Annotated in this window: 13 protein-coding genes; 8 read left to right on the plus strand and 5 right to left on the minus strand. The window is 40.0% G+C overall.

What is annotated here, in order from left to right:
- Positions 1–333 precede the first annotated feature (333 nt).
- Positions 334–714 carry a GxxExxY protein gene (locus KMW37_RS11820; protein ID WP_215224824.1) on the minus strand — a complete coding sequence of 127 codons (381 nt, stop codon included), beginning with the start codon at positions 712–714 and terminating at the stop codon, positions 334–336.
- Positions 715–1176: 462 nt separating this feature from the next.
- Between KMW37_RS11820 and KMW37_RS11825 the strand changes: the two genes are divergently transcribed.
- Both KMW37_RS11825 and KMW37_RS11830 read left to right on the plus strand, forming a co-directional pair.
- Complete coding sequence (locus KMW37_RS11825) at positions 1177–2532, plus strand: alanine/glycine:cation symporter family protein (protein ID WP_215224825.1); 1356 nt, start codon at positions 1177–1179, stop codon at positions 2530–2532.
- Positions 2529–3653 (plus strand): glycerate kinase family protein, encoded by a 1125-nt coding sequence (locus KMW37_RS11830; RefSeq protein WP_215224826.1) that lies wholly within the window; start codon positions 2529–2531, stop codon positions 3651–3653. Before KMW37_RS11825 ends, KMW37_RS11830 begins: the two co-directional genes overlap by 4 nt.
- Before the next feature lie 34 nt (positions 3654–3687).
- Here the strand turns inward: KMW37_RS11830 and KMW37_RS11835 are convergent, their stop codons facing one another.
- The 3 genes from KMW37_RS11835 to KMW37_RS11845 all read right to left on the minus strand — a co-directional run bounded on the left by KMW37_RS11835 (position 3688) and on the right by KMW37_RS11845 (position 7321).
- Complete coding sequence (locus tag KMW37_RS11835) at positions 3688–4707, minus strand: pirin family protein (RefSeq protein ID WP_215224827.1); 1020 nt, start codon at positions 4705–4707, stop codon at positions 3688–3690.
- 123 nt (positions 4708–4830) lie between these two features.
- Positions 4831–6225: an amidohydrolase family protein gene (locus tag KMW37_RS11840; RefSeq protein WP_215224828.1), complete on the minus strand. Its 1395-nt coding sequence runs from the start codon at positions 6223–6225 to the stop codon at positions 4831–4833.
- 106 nt (positions 6226–6331) lie between these two features.
- A complete protein-coding gene (locus KMW37_RS11845; protein WP_215224829.1) occupies positions 6332–7321 on the minus strand; it encodes an NAD(P)H-quinone oxidoreductase in 990 nt (329 codons plus the stop codon).
- A 321-nt stretch (positions 7322–7642) separates the two neighbouring features.
- On the opposite strand from KMW37_RS11845, the gene KMW37_RS11850 reads away from it, so the two are divergent.
- The 5 genes from KMW37_RS11850 (at position 7643) to KMW37_RS11870 (ending at position 17035) form a co-directional block, all read left to right on the plus strand.
- The gene (locus tag KMW37_RS11850; protein WP_215224830.1) at positions 7643–9874 is read left to right on the plus strand and encodes a sodium-translocating pyrophosphatase; all 2232 of its coding nucleotides are present in this window, start codon (positions 7643–7645) and stop codon (positions 9872–9874) included.
- Between the two features lie 287 nt (positions 9875–10161).
- Positions 10162–13257, plus strand: coding sequence for a SusC/RagA family TonB-linked outer membrane protein (locus KMW37_RS11855; RefSeq protein ID WP_215224831.1), 3096 nt, complete (start codon positions 10162–10164; stop codon positions 13255–13257).
- 15 nt (positions 13258–13272) lie between these two features.
- Positions 13273–14688: a SusD/RagB family nutrient-binding outer membrane lipoprotein gene (locus KMW37_RS11860; protein WP_215224832.1), complete on the plus strand. Its 1416-nt coding sequence runs from the start codon at positions 13273–13275 to the stop codon at positions 14686–14688.
- A gap of 71 nt (positions 14689–14759) precedes the next feature.
- Positions 14760–16055 (plus strand): D-alanyl-D-alanine carboxypeptidase, encoded by a 1296-nt coding sequence (locus tag KMW37_RS11865; protein WP_215224833.1) that lies wholly within the window; start codon positions 14760–14762, stop codon positions 16053–16055.
- Between the two features lie 62 nt (positions 16056–16117).
- Positions 16118–17035, plus strand: coding sequence for a serine hydrolase (locus tag KMW37_RS11870; RefSeq protein ID WP_215224834.1), 918 nt, complete (start codon positions 16118–16120; stop codon positions 17033–17035).
- Positions 17036–17042: 7 nt separating this feature from the next.
- Here the strand turns inward: KMW37_RS11870 and KMW37_RS11875 are convergent, their stop codons facing one another.
- Positions 17043–17615, minus strand: a complete 573-nt coding sequence (locus tag KMW37_RS11875) for a TlpA family protein disulfide reductase (RefSeq protein WP_215224835.1) — start codon at positions 17613–17615, stop codon at positions 17043–17045.
- A gap of 230 nt (positions 17616–17845) precedes the next feature.
- Here KMW37_RS11875 and KMW37_RS11880 point away from each other — a divergent pair, with 230 nt between their 5' ends.
- Positions 17846–20104, plus strand: a complete 2259-nt coding sequence (locus KMW37_RS11880; RefSeq protein ID WP_215224836.1) for a Tex family protein — start codon at positions 17846–17848, stop codon at positions 20102–20104.
- Positions 20105–20142 lie beyond the last annotated feature (38 nt).

Genomic DNA, 20142 nt, shown 5'->3' on the forward strand with positions numbered 1-20142 from the left:
TAATGATTACCCTACAAAAAGATCCGTGTAAATCGGAGAAATCCGTGAGCCTTAATTTTTAAGAAAGAATCTACTTTTCGAGATAGAAAAAAAATGTCTCTCACGGATTCCACGGATATTCACGGAAAAAGTGCTGATAGGTATTATTTACAAACCTAATTAAGGTTTTCTAATGATTACCCTACAAAAAGACCCGTGTAAATCGGAGAAATCCGTGAGCCCTTAATTTCTAAGAAAGAATCTACTTTTCGAGATAGAAAAAAATGTCTCTCACGGATTCCATGGATCTACCTGGCGTCAGACAAGTTTTCACTGAAAGATTAGTCTTGTAAACTAATTGACAATTCTGATCAAGGTTTTTCTGTCAATAAGTGAATCGGAATTGAAGTTTATGAGGAACCCTATTGCTTTGTTGGCCAATTTAAGATAGGTGAGTAGCTGCTTTTTATGGACATTCAGTAGATTTTCTACTGATTTAATTTCCAAAATAACTTTGTTTTCAACTAGTATGTCCAATCTGAACCCGATCTCTAATGATGTGGATTTGTATGTTACGGGAATAGACATTTGAGATTCTACTTTTAAGCCTGCTTCTCTGAGTTCATATAATAATGCAGCCTCATAAACACTTTCAAGTAATCCAGGGCCTAATTCAGCATGAACTCTATAAATTGCGCCCCTTATTGCATAAGTTAAATCGTCCGTTGTTTTCATAGATTAAAAAATTGTTTCATTACTAAAATATAAAATCCGTGCAAATCAGAGAAATCCGTGAGCCTTAATTTTTAAGAAAGAATCTACTTTTCGAGATAGAAAAAAAATGTCTCTCACGGATTTTCACGGAAAAAGTGCTGTATAGGCATTATTTACAAACCAAATTAAGATTGTTTAATGATTACCCTACAAAAAAATTGTGCAAAATCAGAGAAATCCGTGAACGCTTGATTTGAATTTAGTAGTCAACTTCTTGAGCCAATGGAGAAGTCTATATCCACTATACTAAATCAAAATATATCAGATAGTAAGTATTGAAACCCAATCATTAATGGGGTTTGACCAAGATTCAGAATCCCGCTAAGGTTTGGATTAATAGGAAATTGGTGCTAATATTCATTTTGTTTTTGTTACTAGGAGGCCAATAGGCTTATTTAAATCGTTAAAGAACCACCTAATCTTATGGGGCAATTAATCATTGATTTTAGTAATTGGATATGGGGATGGCCACTGCTTTACCTTTTATTGGGCGGGGGAACTCTGCTATTTCTTTATTCTGGACTGATCCCTTTTAGGGGATTTGCACATGCCATGAAAGTGGTAGGTGGGAAATATGATGATCCAAATGCTAAAGGGGATATTACTTCCTTCCAGGCATTGTCTTCAGCCATAGCCGCGACAGTTGGATTGGGTAATATCAGTGGAGTAGCATTGGCGATTAGTACTGGTGGGCCAGGAGCTATTTTCTGGATGTGGGTGTCTGCTTTCGTTGGAATGGCTACCAAATACTTTACCTGTACTTTGGCGATCATGTACCGAGGAAAAGACAGCGCAGGACATATTCAAGGTGGTCCAATGTACGTGATAGAAGAGGGGATGGGCAAGAAATGGAAACCCTTGTCCATTATTTTTTGTGTCGCAGGGATTATGGGCTTATTGGCTATATTTCAGGCAAACCAGCTGACGGATGTTTTAAGGATAGTGATGCTAAAGCCTTATGGGCTTGACCATGGGGCCAGTACGCGTTGGATCTTGGGGATTTCAATGATGATATTGGTTGCGGTAGTCATTTTAGGTGGAATTAAAAGGATCGCCAATGTGGCTTCCAAACTTGTTCCTTTTATGGTCAGTCTGTATTTTATCAGTGTTGTGCTGATCTTGGTGCGGTTTAATGACCAGATTATATCTTCATTATTGTTTATTGTTGAGGATGCCTTTTCCGGTAAGGCTGTTCTTGGAGGATCAGTAGGGGCGGTAATTATTACTGGAGCTAGAAGAGCTGCTTTTTCCAATGAGGCAGGGATCGGTACAGCACCTATGGTCCATGGAGCCTCCAGAAATGAGGAGCCAGTGAGGGAAGGCTTGATAGCCATGTTGGGCCCCTTTATTGATACGATAGTAGTATGCACTTTGACTGCATTGACGATTATGGTTACTGGTGTTTGGGAATCTGGAGAAAAGGACGGTGTGTTGATGACCCTTTCTGCCTTTGAAAGTGGTATTCCAGGCCTGGGTAAATACTTTTTAATGGCTGCAGTACTGGTGTTTGCCTTGTCTACCATGTTTACCTATAGCTATTATGGGCACAAGTGCTTCAATTACCTTTTCGGTGCAGATAAGGCAGATTATTATAATTATTTCTATTTGGTCACCATAGTGGGAGGGGCAGTGGTGTCCTTGCAAGTGGTGATGAGTTTTGTAGATGGTATGTATGCTATAATGGCCTTTCCAACCATGATTTCAGCGGTTTACCTTTCTCCAAAGGTCATTGCTGCAACCAAGGATTATTTCAAAAGAATGAGAGAGATGGATATATGAACATCCTAATTGCTCCTAATGCATTTAAAGGAACCATAAGGGCCGACCAGGCAGCTAAAATTATCAAAGATTGTCTTGGAACCATTGATTCCAATTTTGATATTCAAACAAGTCCCATTGCCGATGGAGGTGATGGGACTTGCTATTTACTGGCCAACCAATTGGGCTGGGAAGCTAAGGAATCCATTGCTTTAAATGCTGTAGGAAGACCTAAGACAGGTGTTTTTTATTTGAATAAAAGTCAAGATAAGGCCATGTTGGATGTTTCCACCGTTAGTGGTTTGGATGGCTTGAAGCCCTTTCAGGTGGATGCACAGTTGAGCAGTACTTATGGTACAGGAGAGCTTATTGTTGAAGCCATTAATGAAGGAGCTGATGAAATAATACTTGGACTTGGAGGCAGTGCCACTGTGGATATGGGAACAGGTATTTTAAGGGCCTTGGGCTATATATTTCTTGATCAAAATGGCAGAGAAATCTCTTTGTTTGGTACTGGGTTTTTATCAAAAATAGCTCATATACAAGGGCCTGTTATAAAAAGATCAATTAGGTTTGTTTGCTTATGTGATGTGGACAACACTTTTTTCGGTACAAAGGGAGCGATTCCTGTTTTTGGACCACAGAAGGGGATAGCTCTTGAGGATATTTCAGCATTTGAGGAATCAGCAAAAAACGTTTTTCAGCTTTTGCAGAAGAAGTCGAAAGGAGCTTTAGTGGATAGGGAGGGCTTTGGAGCAGCAGGTGGGATTGCCATGGGCTTGAGTGCCTTTTTTCCAGTGGAGATAAAATCCGGAGCTCAATATTTTTTTGATCAGGTAAATATGCTGGAGAAGGTGAGGGAAGCAGACTGGGTGATCACGGGAGAAGGCCGATTTGATAGCCAATCAGCAGGAGGGAAGGGGAGCTATGAATTACTTCAGCTGGCTAAGTCTTTGGGAAAAAAATGCCTAATCATTACTTCGGGAGAAAAAGATGAAGCCCTGGAGAGTGGCTTCGATGATGTGATGCTATTACCTGAACTGGATTTTAGTCAAGATAATTATGAGAATAAAGCTATAGAAAATCTAAAAAAGATGATACAAGAATTCTCTTGGAGTACCCTATTTGAAACCAAAAAATAAGAGGTTGCTTCCTAAACAAACAGCCTCTTGAGCATTAACTTTTTATTTCTTCTCTACCATCTGCATGAATAGCAAACCTCCCCCTTTCTTTTGGATGGGTAGGTTCGTGGTTTGGCCATGGCCATCCACCAAATTGGGTAGTCTGGAAATCCTTTATGGCCTCGTGAATTTCCTGATTGCTGTTCATTACGAATGGACCATGTTGTACGACAGGTTCATTGATAGGCTTACCCTGTAAAAAGAGTAATTCAGCTGGCTGATCTCCATTCACAAAGGTGATTTCCTTTTCAGAATACAAGTCTATGGAATGTCCCTCTGGTAGTTCGAAACCTTCTGTCTCCAGTTGACTCCCTTTGTAGAAAAACAAGCTCCTGTTGATGCCTTCTTCTGTTGCAGGAAGGGTCCAGGTGGCATGGGCATCCATTTTAATGGTCCATATGGCTACATGGTTATCAGGGTTTGCAGCCCATGAATCAGGGTTTGGGGCAGGTGCTTTAGTTTCACCAATTTGTCCAGCAATTACCTTGATTTCTGTTTTGTTGCCATTTTTGTCTACTTCATTATGATAAGGAATAGTGTCAGCCCATAGCATTTTAAAATGTGGAGGCACATTTTTGCTGGCTTTGGGAAGATTTAACCATAATTGGAAAAGTAGCAAAGGGTTCTTTTTATCTTGGTTGAGCAGAGGAAACATTTCACTGTGCATTACCCCTTTACCAGCTGTCATCCATTGTACATCTCCTTCTCCAAATCTACCAGCAGCACCCAAGGAATCGGAATGGTCAGCCAAGCCCCTTTCCACTAGCGTAACTGTTTCAAAGCCCTTGTGGGGATGTGCTGGAAATCCAGGGACTTTAGAACCATGGTACATTCTCCAGCCATCTTTAATAGTGAAATCCTGACCTATATTTCTTCCTTCCAAAGAAGCTTTTGGGCCTAGGTTTTCATTGCCCTCGGGATAATCATCCAAATGATAAGCACAAAACAAGAATGGATCTTGCGTCTGCCATTGGAAGCCTAATTGTCTGATTTTTTTTATTGCTGTATCCTTCATGATATCCTCCTGGATTATTAATTAATGTAGTTGAATTTAATGTATATACATTTATTTTGAAGAAAAGGTTTCATTGATTTTTGCTTATACATCTATTTTATTGAACATCAATAGTTTGTGGTCTTATTTTTCTGCTTTGAATTTATCGGATATGGATTTTAACTTTTGGTCAATTTCATCCCTACTTATCCATTTTCCTCTGACCATTACACCAAAAGGATGTTCCATATTTCTGATATCCTCCAATGGGTTTTTGTCCAACAAAATCAGGTCAGCACTTGCTCCTTCCTTGATTTCTCCAAATTTCCCTGCTTGGTTAAAGTATTGTGCCGGGTTGATTGTGCCGATCTGTAAAGCCTCCAAGGGAGTTAAGCCAGCATCAACCATGACTTGGAGTTCATGTTGGATCGAAAAGCCGGGAACATTGAAAACTTGGGGTGCATCTGATCCCAATAATAAGCCTTGGCCATTATCATGTAAGGATTTGATCAATAGTTTTCTGATGTGCATGAATTTTTCCCATTGTTCAGGATCATAGTCTTCACCCTCAGTAAGGCTTACTTTGCTTTTAGTCCAATTTTCAATTACTTCAGGAGCCATATACTGCATTTCTGGCTGATTGGCCAAAGAATCAGCTGGAATAGGGGAGAACCATCTTGTGAAAAGACTTTGGGTAGGAACTACCCAAACTTTATTTTTTGATGACATTTCAACAAGTTCTGGTATAAGGCTGGTATCTGCCAAAGAAGTGAAGTTATATCCGAAAAATCCATTTTCACTGGGGTTGACCTCCAATGATTCAGGAACCAAACCTTCCAAAAATCCATCGACATGGTCTATACTGGCATATTTACTTTCCAAAGCATGCCTGATCCCCACCAAAGTAGAAACGTGTCCAGCGAAGGGAATTCCTACTTCATGTGCCGTTTTTACTATCTCATCAAATACATGTAATCGGATTCCTGGATGAAGCTTAAGGAAATCATAACCCTCTTTTTGGAAGTTTGTCACCATGCTTTGGGCCTGTTCGACAGTAGTGACACTATTGCCATTTAGGGAGGGGCTGGAAGTATAGATTCTTGGGCTTAAAATGGCCATGCTATCTGCTTTTTCCTTTAGTGTTAAATGAAGAGGATGACCTAGCATACCTCTAATAGTAGTGACACCGTTGGAAAGGTACAGGAATAAGGTTTCTTCCATCTGGGGATCATTCCAAATTACTGAAGGAATATGTGCATGCATCTCTGCAAGTCCGGGAACCAGGTATTTACCCTCTCCATTAATTAGGATAGCATCCTTAACTGTTTCTGCACTCGGTGCTAAGATGCTTTTTATTTTCTGGTCTTCTACTATTACTTGTGCTTTTTCAATATCCCCAGTTCTGATATCGATAAGGTTTACGTTGGTGATTACCTGAATATTTCTATTGGATTCAGCTTGTTCCTTATCTTGGTTTTGGCAGGCTGCAAGACTTTGGAAAGTCAGCAAGAGCATGAATAATCTTAAAAAGCTTTTCATAGGAGTTTGAGTTGTTCCTAATAAAGCTACTTTATTTTTATCTTATTGAAAAACAGTATGATTATATAATCACTGAACTTTATTTAATATTGTTGAACAAAAGTCATTATGTGGTTTCTGAGGTTTGAAGCAAGATTTTTCCAATATGTTTGGAGCTTTCCATTAGTTCATGAGCTTCTGAGGCTTTTTCCAAGGGATAGGTTTTGTAAATAACAGGTTTAATTTTTTTTCCGAACAAAGGCCAGATGTGTTTCAGTAGATTTTGGGCTATTTTTCCCTTATAAGCGATGGATTTCGGTCTTAGGGTGGAACCTGTTACAGTCAATTGATTTTTCATCACCCTCATCAAATCTATTTCTGCAATTTTGCCTTTCATGGCGTTGATCATTACCAATCTTCCTTGGGGTTTAAGGATATTAATATTTTTGGATCCATAATCTCCACCGATCATATCCAGGATAATATCCACACCATTTCCATCCGTATATTCCAATACTTTTTCCTCAAAGTCCTCCTCTTTATAATTGATGGCTAAGTTTGCTCCAAGGGACTCACAAATACTGCATTTTTCTGCTGATCCAGCAGTAACTATTGCTTTCCCGCCCATAGCGGTGACCATTTGGATCGCAGTAACGCCAATTCCGCTAGTCCCACCATGAATAAGAACAGTTTCGCCTTGCTCAAAATTGGCTATATCGAAAACATTGTTCCAGACAGTAAAGAATGTTTCAGGAAGTGAAGCTGCATCGATCAAGGACACACCTTGAGGAATGGGCAGGCATTGAGCAGCAGGTGCACAAACATATTCTGCATATCCACCGCTAGCAACTAATGCGCATACCTCATCTCCAATTTCCCATTGTCCGACATCAGGGCCTTTGGCAGTAATGGTTCCAGAAACTTCCAAACCGGGTATATCTGCTGGGGCATCAGGTGGAGCTGGGTAAAACCCTTTTCTCTGGATGATATCAGGTCGGTTGATTCCCGCTGCTTTCACCTTTATCAATACTTCATGGGCTCTAGGTTTTGGAATATCCTTTTCTTGGATCTGAAGGACTTCAGGTTTGCCAGGCTTGCTTATGATGACTGCTTTCATACTGGATAATTAAATCTTTAATAAATATAAGTGATTAAGAATAGAGGCTAAAAGAATCGTGAGGAAGATTAGGCCAATTGGGGAAGGAGAAAAAAAATATTGATGTGATTGATTATTAAGGAAATGAGAGAATTATTTTCTTTTTATTAATATTTAATGATCAAAATTTCATATTAAACAAAATTTTGAGGAATGAAGTGTTTATTTATTATTTGTGTTATGAAAATCATGTTTTTGTAGGATAAAATGTTAGTTGTTTCATTGGTGAATAATAATATCTTTGTTTAGTTATGTTTTAATTAAAAAACCACTGAGAGTCGTATGGAACAAGTTATCTATGTAGTCCCCGCACTGGGGATTTTGGGTTTAATAGTCATGGCCATCAAATCAGCCTGGGTCAATAAACAGGCCAATGGTGATGAGAATATGTTGGAGTTAGCAGGACATATCGCCAAGGGGGCCATGGCATTTTTAAAAGCAGAGTGGAAGGTTCTGTTCTACTTTGTAATTATAGCTGGGATTATCTTGGCCTGGTCAGGTACCTTGGTAGATAATTCCACTCCAATAATAGCTGTTTCCTTTGTTTTGGGTGCTTTTTTGTCGGCTTTTGCAGGATATATAGGGATGAATATTGCCACAAAGGCCAATGTAAGAACCACCGAAGCGGCTAAGACCAGCTTGGAAAAAGCCTTAAAAGTGTCCTTTACCGGCGGTTCAGTGATGGGATTGGGAGTAGCAGGATTGGCAGTTTTGGGAATGGGATCATTGTTCATTGTTTTTTATAATGTATATGTGGTCAGTACAGGAGGTGATGTGAATGGCCTGGACATGGAAAAGGCATTAGAGGTACTTGCCGGATTTTCCTTAGGGGCAGAGTCCATTGCTCTTTTTGCGAGAGTTGGAGGAGGTATTTATACTAAAGCGGCTGATGTGGGAGCTGACTTGGTAGGAAAAGTGGAAGCAGGTATTCCTGAAGATGATGTGAGGAATCCAGCTACCATTGCTGATAATGTGGGAGATAATGTGGGAGATGTAGCGGGAATGGGAGCCGACCTTTTTGGCTCTTATGTAGCCACAATTTTAGCTTCCATGGTATTGGGAAGAGAAATAATATCCAACGATAATGTAGGGGGGATTGCCCCAATTTTATTGCCATTGCTAATTGCAGGGATTGGGCTGGCATTTTCCATTATAGGTACATTGTTTGTAAAGATAAAAGATGAGAATGATAGTGTGCAAGCAGCCTTGAATAAGGGGAACTGGATTTCCATTATCCTAACAGTAGCGGCTTCTTATTTTCTTATAGATTTTTTATTGCCTGAAGGTGATCTCAGAATGATGAGAGAAGGTTCTCCCACTTTTACCAAAATGGGTGTTTTTGGAGCGGTTTTTATCGGCTTGATTGTGGGTGCATTGATGAGTATGATAACAGAATATTATACTGCTATGGGACGCAGGCCGGTTAATAGTATTATTAAACAGTCTTCTACAGGCCATGCCACTAATATCATTGGCGGTCTATCTGTTGGGATGGAGTCTACTGTGTTGCCAATTATGGTACTGGCATCAGGGATTTATGCTTCCTATTGGAGTGCAGGTTTATACGGAGTGGCCATTGCGGCTGCAGGTATGATGGCAACTACAGCCATGCAGTTGGCCATTGATGCTTTTGGGCCTATTGCTGATAATGCCGGTGGAATAGCTGAAATGTCCGGATGTGAAAAGAAAGTTAGAGAAAGAACAGACATTCTGGATGCAGTAGGGAATACCACTGCAGCAGCGGGTAAGGGCTTTGCGATTGCATCTGCTGCATTGACTGCTTTGGCCTTATTTGCCGCTTATGTTGGTCTTGCAGGGATTAGTTCTATCGATATCTATAAGGCAGATGTGCTCTCAGGTTTATTTGTTGGAGCGATGATACCTTTTATATTTTCTTCATTGGCCATAGCTGCCGTTGGTCGTGCGGCCATGGATATGGTCAATGAGGTAAGAAGACAGTTTAGGGAAATTCCAGGAATCATGGAGTATAAGGCCAAGCCTGAATATGACAAGTGTGTGGAAATTTCAACCAAGGCATCCATCCGTGAAATGATTGCTCCAGGAGCAATAGCCTTGCTTGCACCTATTATCGTGGGCTTTAGTTTTGGCCCAGAGGTATTGGGTGGTGTTTTGGCCGGAGTGACCGTGTCAGGAGTTTTGATGGGGATTTTCCAAAATAATGCTGGGGGTGCCTGGGATAATGCCAAGAAATCATTTGAAAAAGGAGTTGAAATAAACGGACAAATGGAATATAAGGGATCAGAACCGCATAAGGCTTCAGTGACAGGAGATACCGTTGGAGATCCTTTTAAAGATACTTCAGGGCCGTCAATGAATATTTTGATTAAGCTTACTTCCATTGTTTCCTTGATTATCGCGCCTCATATTTCGGAAGTCGATCATCATAGCATGGGAAATATTCCACAAGAGGAAAAAATAATTTATGTGGATGAAGCGAAAACTGAAATGACTGCTTTGGTGGAAATTAAAGATAATCAAAAGCCAATGAAATGATATTATCTGAGTATAAGTGAAAAAAATATCTGAATAATTATTTTTATAAAGCCTCGAAGTTCTTTCGAGGCTTTTTTATTTGATAGGCAATATTGGATAGGGGCGTCTTTTTTAATAAATGACAATTATTTTAACGGTTTGCTTATTCGCTATTTATTTATAAAATTGAAGTATTATGTTTTGAATGATTTACGGTAACAGGATGATCTGTAATAATATTCTGTTTTTTACTTTTATTTAGAAATATTGTTTTACAACAATTTTAATTATCTACAAACGTAATTCAAATGAAAAAAGTGTTTACGAAATTGTTACTTACGGTTTTCGTTTTCTTCTTGGTGCTACAGGCTTTTGCACAGGATACTACGATCAGTGGTAAAGTAACTACAGCTGATGGCGCCACTCCTTTGCCAGGAGTGAGTGTGCTATTACAGGGGACTACAATTGGTTCAGTGACGGACTTAGATGGAATGTATTCAATGGATATTCCAAGTGCTCAGGGGACCTTGGTCTTTTCCTATTTAGGCTTTGAAACTCAAACAATTGAGATCAATAATAGGTCCACCATAGATGTATCCATGGTGGAGGATGTTTCCGAATTGGGTGAGGTGGTAGTAACGGCATTTGATATTGACCAAAGTGCCAAAAGCTTAGGTTATGCTGCCCAAGTGGTGGACGCAGATGAAATTACTAAAACTAGACAGCCTAATTTAGTAAACTCTCTTCAAGGCCAAGTGGCAGGTGTTCAGATTACCAGTTCAGGAGGGGCGCCAGGACAAAGTGCCAGGATTGTAATCCGGGGTGTCAACTCTTTAGATCCAAATGCGGATAATCAGCCCCTATTTGTAGTGGATGGAGTTCCAATAGATAATTCAACAGTGGAGGCTACTGGGGCCCCAAGAGGAATGACCAATAGGGCCTCTGATATTAACCCCAATGATATTGAGTCCATGTCTGTGCTTAAGGGTGCAGCAGCCACAGCTCTTTATGGCGTTAGAGCTGCCAATGGTGCGGTAATCATACGTACCAAAAGGGGTAAGGCAGGAGAGGTCAAGGTTAATATCAACAGTTCTGTAGGCTTCGAGGAGCTCAACAGATTGCCTAAACTCCAAGATCTTTATGGTCAAGGATTTAGTGGAGAGTACGATCCGACAAGTTTTTGGCCTGCTTGGGGAGCTCCAATAGCGGAGGTTGCGCAAACCGTGCCTGGTCATAAATATCAGGATAACTGGAATAGGGCTTTTGATACTGGAGTACAGATTGATAATAGTTTAAGTATTTCTGGAGGTAGTGAAAAAGCCACTTTTTATGGTTCATTTGGCCGATTGGATCAGGATGGTATTATACCATTCAGTGGTTGGGAAAGAACTACTGCAAAACTTTCCGGTACAGTGACTGCCAGTGAGAAATTTAATTTTGGAGGTTCCATTAACTATACCAATTCAGGAGGAGACAGGGTTCCTCATGACCGGTTTATGGAGAGGATGATGTACTGGGCAGAGACCCAGGATGTCAGGGATTATATCAATCCAGATGGAACCATGAAAACCTATGGAAATACCAATCCGATCTATGATGCACGTTTTGCTACCTATGAAGATAACGTAAATAGGGTAATAGGTAATATCAACCTTAACTATAGTCCATTGGAATGGCTGAGTTTCTCCTATAGGTTGGGAACGGACTTTTATAGTGATAGTAGAACAGAAATAACACCAGGTCCCATGGGGATTGATGGTGAACTCCCCTTGAGTTCGTTGGGATTTATGGAAGAAACCAGGATCAACAGCAGGGACCTTACTTCCAACTTCTATGTGACCTTGAAAAGACAATTTAGTGCAGATTGGAATGTTATTATGAGACTGGGAAATGATGTTTTTGAAAGGAAGTTTGATAGGGTGGCCTTGAGTGGTACAGGTTTTGTCATTCCAGGATTTTATAATGTTAACAATACCTCACAGGTTTTTGCCAGTCAATCAAGTAGTATTAGAAGGCTTGTCGGTTTCTATGGAGATTTAACGGTTGATTATAAAAACTTTTTATTCCTGAACTTGACAGGCAGAAATGATATTTCTTCCACTTTGCCCAAGGATAATAACTCCTTTTTCTATCCATCTGTCAACTTGAGTTATGTGTTCAGTGAAACCATGTCATTGCCCGAATGGTTAACCTTTGGTAAAATCCGTGCATCTTGGGCTGAGGTGGGTAAAGACACCAATCCACATATCTTAGGAGCAACATTTGTGTCACCTAGCGTTTTCCCATTGGATGGCCAGGTTGGGTTTAGCCGAAATAGCACATTTGGAGATCCATTACTGAAGCCAGAGTTAACTTCATCGATAGAGTTTGGTGCGCAATTGGCCTTTATAGATGGTAGGATAGATTTGGATGTGACCTACTATAAATCCAATGCAAAGGATCAGATTATACCGGTTCCAATTTCCGATGCAACTGGCTTTAGTTCTTATATCACCAATGCTGGCGAGATCCAAAACTCTGGAGTCGAATTTGTGGTAGGTGCTGACATCATAAGATCAGAAAACTTTACATGGCGTGCATCTCTCAACGCGGCAATGAATAATAATGAGGTAAAAGGCATTAGAGAGGGGATTGATGAGATTATTGTAGGAAGTCAGTTTGGGTATGGCGGAAGTACCGTAACCATGAAATTGATTGAGGGTGAGGCATATGGTAATATTTATGGGACTAGTTACCAGAGGTTTGGAGCTGATGAGGAAAGTCAATTTGCCCAAACAGGCCTGCCCATGATTATTGCTGATAATGGTTTTCCTGCCAGGAATGCCAATCAACTTATACTGGGAAATGCAGTTCCAAAATGGATAGGAGGGCTTCGCAACGAATTTAATTACAAAAACTTCGATTTAAGCTTCCTGATTGACTTTAGGGCAGATGTGGAGCAGTACAATCAGTTTGATAATTTCTTGTCGGCTTTTGGTAAGAATGACTATACCGAGGCTAGAAATGATATCATTGTTTTTGATGGAGTGCTTTCTGATGGATCGCCCAATACCCAAGAAGTATGGTTGGGACAGGGTGTTGGACCTGATGGAAGGGACTATGGGGCTGGTTATTGGAGGAATACTTATAGGACTATAAGTGAAAATTTCGTACAGGATGCCAGTTTTATCAAACTACGAAATGTCACTTTGGGCTATAATGTGAATCCAAGGCTATTGGAAAGTACCCCTTTGTCTTCGATTAGAGCTTCCATAGCAGCTAACAATATCATTCTTTATACTCCTTGGGATGGTTTTGACCCAGAGTCATTTTCTGCTGGAGCAGGTGGTAACGCTATTGGTTTCACCGGTTTAGGTTATCCAGGTGTTCAAAGCTTTTATTTTACATTGAATTTAGGATTCTAAGAAATGACAGGAACTATGAAATTGAGCTATAAATTAAAATCTATACTTGGAGCTGTTTTAGTATTTCTTGCCAGCTCATGCGAGTCTTATTTGGATGTAAATGAAAATCCAAATAATCCACAGGATGCTCCCATATCAGGGCTGATGACAAATGTGACCTATCAATCAGCATTGAATGTGTTTGCTGTTGGAGATATTACTTCCAATTATGTACAATATTTGGCATCTCCCAATCCGGCTAGTGCATCAGATACTATGGAGCCTGTAAGCTATAGTGGTACTTGGTTTGATCTATATAATGTGATGACGGATTTATATGTGATGATAGGAAAGGCAGAGGAGTCAAATGCAAGACATTACTTAGGGGCTTCGCAAATTTTGATGGCCTTGAATTTAGGCATGGCTGTTGATATTTTCGGAGATATTCCCTTTTCAGAAAGTTTTAATTTTGAGACTGTAACACCAGTTTACGACAATGATGAGATGCTGTATGGTCAGGTTTTAGGTTACCTGGATCAGGGAATTCAAAACCTACAGGGAGAAACCACCATTTCCATTGGAGCAGATGATTTTATCTACAATGGAGATATCGATAAATGGATGGCCTTTGCTTATATGTTAAAAGCAAGGTATATGATTCATATGAAAGGTGGAGCAGGCTATAATGCGAGCGAAGTATTATCAGCGGTTGATAATGCTTTCCAGTCAAATGATGATAATGCACAGGTATTCTTCTTTGAACAGAGTTTTAACCCTTGGGCTGATGTGGCTATAGATAATGCCAACTTGTTTTTGGGTGGATGGATTTCAGAGCAGTTTATTCAAGCCTTGGATGGGACTTCCTATCCTACGGTTGATCCAAGGTTAAAGTTGATGGTAGGAACAACCAAAGATGGTGAATTCATAGGCACAGTAAATGGAGCAGGTAGGGGGAATGCACCTGAGCAGGGAGCAAGGTCTACCTTGGTAGAAGACCAATATTATACCATGATCACTTCTCCTTTACTGATAGGAACCTTTGCTGAGCAAAAGTTTATTGAGGCGGAAGCTGCTTTTGATACAGATAAGGGTAGGTCTTATCAGGCCTATTTGGATGGAATTACTGCACATATGACCATGCTTAGTGTGCCTCAGGCTGAAATGGATGCTTATATGGCTGATCCAAGTGTTAGTATGGGCGTAGGGGCATTCACCTTGGCAGATATTTTCAAGGAAAAATATGTAGCCTTATTCCTTCATCCCGAAACATGGAATGATGCAAGGAGATTTGATTATGCCTATCAGGATATGACAGTGCCAGAAAACCTCAACACTGATTTGAGTGGGCAGTTTATCAGAAGATTGGCTTATCCAGATAGTGAAAAGAGTAGAAATGGAAATAATGTGCCAGATGTAAGCCTGTTGGACAGAATTTTCTGGGATGCTAATTAATTAAAGCTAAAATCAACTTAAATCTCCCGTTTAATGCGGGAGATTTTTTATTTATCCTATATTTTAGTTCTATGAGGAAATTAATATTTGCAGCTATTATTTTTTGCGCTTCCTGTACAGTTCAACAGGTTAGAAAATCTGTCAGGGATTCGGAAGTCTTTGATCAGGGATTTACTGGATTTATGCTATATGATCCTGTAAAGGATAAGGTGCTTTTCGCTTTGAATGAAGACAAGTACTTTACGCCTGCATCAAATACCAAAATGTTTACTTTCTATGCTGCTTATAAGGTTTTGGGAGAGCATGTAAATAGTTTAGATTACTTGATTAGTGGTGACTCTTTGGTTTTCTGGGGGACTGGAGATCCTTCTTTATTTCATCCTGATTTCGAGGATAGTTCAGTAGTAGACCTGTTGGGAAAAACTGATAAACAACTGTTTATGGCCAATAACTTTGATGAGGTAACTGCTTATGGTTCTGGATGGTCTTGGAATTGGTACAACTACTACTATGGCCCTGAACGGTCTGCCATGCCCATATATGGGAATATTATCCGTTTTATGAAAGCCACTGAAGAAAAGGAAATGGCTTATACACCTAGCTTTTTTAGGCAGCATATAATAGAGAACAAAGGCTTACCTGCGAGGGATTATAGCATTATCAGAGATAAGAACAGGAATGAGTTCAGTTATTACCTGAAAAATGCCTCGTCGGAATTTGAAACTGATAAGCCCTTTGTGACCTCTGCTGAATTAACTGCAGAAATGTTGGGAGATCAACTAAATAGGGATATTAACCTGATAGATTATGCTCCTTTTAAAGACCTCCCCCACGAAAAATTAAAGGGGATTGCAGCCGATTCACTTTATAAACAAATGCTAAAGATCAGTGATAATTTCCTTGCAGAACAGTTGATGGTTTTGGTTGCTGATGAACTTTTTGATTCGTTGGACATGGAAGCCGCCATTGATTATGTGAAAAAGGAATATTTGATGGATCTGCCAGATGAGCCACAATGGGTAGATGGTTCGGGACTTTCCAGTCATAACAAGTTTACTCCTAGAAGCATTATCAAGCTTTTGGAAAAGATCAGGGCGGAGGTTCCAGAGGATAAAATATATGCCTATTTTCCGTCAGGAGGTGAGTCTGGGACGATAAAATCTTGGTACAAGTCTGATGATGAACATCCATACGTATACGCTAAAACAGGAACCTTGAGTGGAGTACATTGCTTAAGCGGTTATCTGCTGACCAAAAGTGGAAAGACCCTTTACTTTAGTTTTATGCACAATAATTATCTGATCAGTTCCAATGAACTCAAAAAAGAAATGGAAAAGATCCTATACTATATTCATACAAAATATTAACATTAGAAATTAATCACTGAGCCAATAATTTGTTGGCATTACCTCCTCAAAATACCAAGAATATGAAAAATCAAATCCCTTTTATTCTCATCTTAATAATGACCGTTATTTCTTGTGGTGACCCTAAAAAAGAAAAGAATGGTATTGAGGGTTTGAAAGTCTTAAAAAGGAGTGTTCAAGATACCTTGAATACTGTTCAAGGGGATTTTGCAGTAGCTTTTAAAATGGTTGGTAATGACTCCATCAGTCTTTATATCAATGAAAAAGAGAATTTTCATGCGGCTAGTACGATGAAAACTCCGGTAATGATTGAGCTTTATAAGCAGGTTGAAAAGGGATCAATAAGTTTGGATGACTCAGTGATGGTGATCAATGAGTTTAAAAGTATTGTGGATGGGAGTCCCTTTAGCATGGATATTTCAGTTGACAGTCAAGAGGGACTTTATGGGGAAATTGGCCAAAAAACCACCTACAGGGAACTTAATTATGATATGATTACCAAAAGCAGCAATTTGGCTACCAATATTTTGATTGATCATCTAGATGCGAAAAAGGTTAATCAAAGTATGCGAGATCTGGGAGCCATGGATATTCAGGTCCTAAGGGGAGTGGAGGATTTGAAAGCCTATGAGTTGGGGATGAGCAATACTACCACCGCTTATGATCTAATGTTGATCATGGAAGCTATTGCAAAAGGAGAGGCTGTGAGTCAAGATGCCAGTAAGGAAATGATAGCGGTGCTTAAAGACCAGCATTTTAAAGAGCTCATTCCCGCCAAATTACCTAAAGAAGTGATTGTAGCCCATAAGACAGGATCTATAACAGGGGTTAGACATGATTCGGGTATCGTTCAGTTACCTGATGGTAGAAAGTATGTCCTGGTGTTACTGTCAAAAAATATGGAAAACCCGGACAAGGGAGTTGATGCCATGGCCGAGGCTTCCAAAATGATATATGATTATGTGATGAGTTTAGATTAGGGTTTGCCTATAGACTCAAAAGAAAGTTCCTAAATTCTTCACTGTCAAAATTACTCATACCTTCTTGTCGGAAAACCATTTTGCCCTCGGGACTGATGACCATAGTAGTTGGTATTGACTCATGTTTAAAGGAGCTATTAAGTCCGTAACTAGCATGTACCACAGGGAAAGTGAAGGCTTTGTCCTCTATGTATTTTTTGGCTTTATCAATATCTTGGTCTAGGTTAACCATTAAAAAGGCAATATTCTCTTCCTCTTTTAATTTTTCTTGTAATGAGGCAATATGAGGCATTTCTGCCCTACAGGGGGGACACCAAGTGGCCCAAAGGTTGATAAATATAGTTTTACCCCGATAAGATTCCATGTTAACCGGATTACCATTGAGGTCTTTGAATTGTGCCAAATAGTTGAAATCCTCCAACAACTTTTCTTCCTTGTCCACATTGGGAGTAAACAAGCCGGTGGCCAATACAACAGATTGAATTTTCCCCATTACCGGAGTATGCCAATCCATCAAATAGAGAAATCCAAATATCCCTAAAATGATGGCCCAGCTTTTTAATTCTTTTTTCCAATTCATAAATACTCGATTGTAGTAATAATACCCTGTAGAAGCAAAGGTAAGCTTTTAGAAATTCAAAGTTTCAAAAAGCAGAACCCCCTCTTTTCTTGATTTACAGGTAAAGTTATATTTTGATTTACAATCCCTTAGTGACAAGCATCACAATAAAAACAATTTCCTTTCAGAAAACTGTACGATAAACTTTAAATTGCAGGCCTTAAGCAAGACATTTATTTATCTAATTATATATGAATATCAATCATTATCTAAAGATAGCCGAAGAGCTTAATATCAAACACAAGCAAGTGTCTGATACCATTGAATTGTTGGATGAGGGGGCTACGGTACCATTTATTTCCAGATACCGGAAGGAAGTAACCGGTTCCTTGGATGAGGTGCAGGTAGCAGCCATTAGGGATCGTGTACAGCAGCTTCGTGACTTAGATAAAAGGAGAGAGGCCATCCTAAAATCCATCAAGGAACAGGAAAAACTGACCCCTGAGCTGGAGGAAAAGATCAATGCAGCAGAAACCATGTCTGTATTGGAAGATCTTTACCTGCCTTATAAACCAAAGAGAAGAACCAAGGCAACCATTGCCAAGGAAAAGGGATTGGAGCCATTGGCAACTAAGGTTTTCGAACAAGAGTCAATTGATCTGGAAGGAGAGGCCAGTGCCTACATAGATGAAGAAAAAGAGGTAGCCAATGTGGAGGAAGCCTTACAGGGTGCTCGAGATATCATAGCAGAATGGGTGAACGAAAATGCTGAGTTAAGGAAGAAAATGCGTGATTTGTTCATTAATGAAGGGCAATTTGTTTCCAAGGTGATCCCAGGAAAAGAAAACGAAGCCATCAAGTATAAGGATTATTTTGATTGGGCAGAGCCAATCAAAACAGCTCCTTCTCATAGGGTTTTGGCCATGAGAAGGGGGGAAAAGGAATTATTCTTGATGTTGGATTCTTCACCTGAAGAATTGGACGCGCTGGCTTTGATGGAGAGAATGGTGGTAACGGCCAACAATACCAGTTCAGAGCAAGTGAAGTTGGCTATCAAAGACTGTTATAAGCGTTTGATGAAACCTTCCATGGAAACAGAGGTTCGTTTGTTTACCAAGAAAAAAGCAGATGAAGAGGCCATCAAAGTATTTACAGAAAACCTTCGTCAATTATTGCTTGGTGCTCCTTTGGGAGAAAAGTCGGTGATGGCTATTGACCCGGGTTTCAGAACTGGATGTAAATTGGTGTGTCTTGGACCTCAAGGACAGTTATTGCATTATGATGCCATTTTCCCACATGAGCCACAAAGAAAAGTAGCTGAATCCGGAGCTTTGGTGAAGCACTTGGTTGAAAAGCATCAGGTTCAGGCTATTGCCATTGGGAATGGTACGGCCGGTAGAGAAACTGAGCAATTCATCAAGTCTTTAGGACTTCCAAATAGTGTATTGGTGGTAATGGTAAATGAAAGTGGCGCTTCAATCTACTCTGCTTCAGAGGTGGCCAGAGAGGAATTCCCTGACCATGACCTAACAGTAAGAGGTGCAGTTTCTATTGGAAGAAGACTAATGGATCCATTGGCTGAATTGGTAAAAATTGACCCTAAGTCTATTGGTGTCGGTCAATACCAGCATGATGTAGATCAAAATGCTTTAAAGAATTCTCTTGATGATACAGTGATGAGCTGTGTAAACGGTGTAGGTGTGGAGGTTAATACTGCATCCAAGCAGTTGTTGACCTATGTGTCTGGTCTAGGCCCATCTTTGGCTCAAAACATAGTTAATTACAGAAATGAAAATGGTCCTTTCAAAAGCCGTGAGGAAATCAAAAAGGTACCTAGGTTGGGAGATAAGGCTTATGAGCAAGCAGCTGGTTTCTTGAGAATCAGAAATGCAGAAAATCCATTGGATAGAAGTGCTGTTCACCCAGAACGATATGAGTTGGTAAGTAAAATGGCTGCCGATATTGGAGCAAATCTTAGCGACTTGATCAATAACGGTGACTTGCGTTCAAAGGTAAACCTAAAGAACTATGTAACTGATACCGTTGGTTTGCCAACACTCCAGGATATCATTGATGAATTGGCCAAGCCAGGAAGGGATCCAAGGGAAACTTTTGAGGTGTTTAGTTTCCAAGAAGGGGTGAATGAGATGAAAGACCTTAAAGTTGGAATGAAACTTCCGGGTATCATCACCAATATCACCAATTTTGGTGCTTTCGTGGATGTTGGAGTTCACCAGGATGGATTGGTGCATTTGAGCCATTTGGCTGATCGTTATGTTTCTGACCCAAATGAAGTGGTTACTGTAAACCAAAAGGTAGAGGTTACCGTGGTTGAAATTGACCTGAACAGGAAGCGTATTGGTTTGAGCATGAAGTCAGATCCTTTTGCTGAACGCGGAAAAGGTAAAACTGGTGGAGGAAACAGAGAGAGGAGAAGAGAGCGAGAAAAAGAGCCAGAGGGAGATTTGGCTGCCAAGCTAGCTATGCTGAAAGGGAAATTTGGAAAGTAAAATTTAAAAATCCGGTCATTTTTGACCGGCTTTTACTT

Origin of the sequence: Echinicola shivajiensis (assembly GCF_018642165.1) — a bacterium.
GTDB lineage: Bacteria > Bacteroidota > Bacteroidia > Cytophagales > Cyclobacteriaceae > Echinicola > Echinicola shivajiensis.

Excerpts from the sequence above, each read along its gene's own strand:
- KMW37_RS11830 (WP_215224826.1), top strand. The coding sequence starts at position 2,529 with ATGAACATCCTAATTGCTCCTAATGCATTTAAAGGAACCATAAGGGCC.
- KMW37_RS11880 (WP_215224836.1), top strand. The coding sequence starts at position 17,846 with ATGAATATCAATCATTATCTAAAGATAGCCGAAGAGCTTAATATCAAA.
- KMW37_RS11865 (WP_215224833.1), top strand. The coding sequence starts at position 14,760 with ATGAGGAAATTAATATTTGCAGCTATTATTTTTTGCGCTTCCTGTACA.
- KMW37_RS11845 (WP_215224829.1), bottom strand. The coding sequence starts at position 7,321 with ATGAAAGCAGTCATCATAAGCAAGCCTGGCAAACCTGAAGTCCTTCAG.
- KMW37_RS11825 (WP_215224825.1), top strand. The coding sequence starts at position 1,177 with ATGGGGCAATTAATCATTGATTTTAGTAATTGGATATGGGGATGGCCA.
- KMW37_RS11875 (WP_215224835.1), bottom strand. The coding sequence starts at position 17,615 with ATGAATTGGAAAAAAGAATTAAAAAGCTGGGCCATCATTTTAGGGATA.
- KMW37_RS11850 (WP_215224830.1), top strand. The coding sequence starts at position 7,643 with ATGGAACAAGTTATCTATGTAGTCCCCGCACTGGGGATTTTGGGTTTA.
- KMW37_RS11855 (WP_215224831.1), top strand. The coding sequence starts at position 10,162 with ATGAAAAAAGTGTTTACGAAATTGTTACTTACGGTTTTCGTTTTCTTC.
- KMW37_RS11860 (WP_215224832.1), top strand. The coding sequence starts at position 13,273 with ATGAAATTGAGCTATAAATTAAAATCTATACTTGGAGCTGTTTTAGTA.
- KMW37_RS11870 (WP_215224834.1), top strand. The coding sequence starts at position 16,118 with ATGAAAAATCAAATCCCTTTTATTCTCATCTTAATAATGACCGTTATT.
- KMW37_RS11820 (WP_215224824.1), bottom strand. The coding sequence starts at position 714 with ATGAAAACAACGGACGATTTAACTTATGCAATAAGGGGCGCAATTTAT.
- KMW37_RS11840 (WP_215224828.1), bottom strand. The coding sequence starts at position 6,225 with ATGAAAAGCTTTTTAAGATTATTCATGCTCTTGCTGACTTTCCAAAGT.
- KMW37_RS11835 (WP_215224827.1), bottom strand. The coding sequence starts at position 4,707 with ATGAAGGATACAGCAATAAAAAAAATCAGACAATTAGGCTTCCAATGG.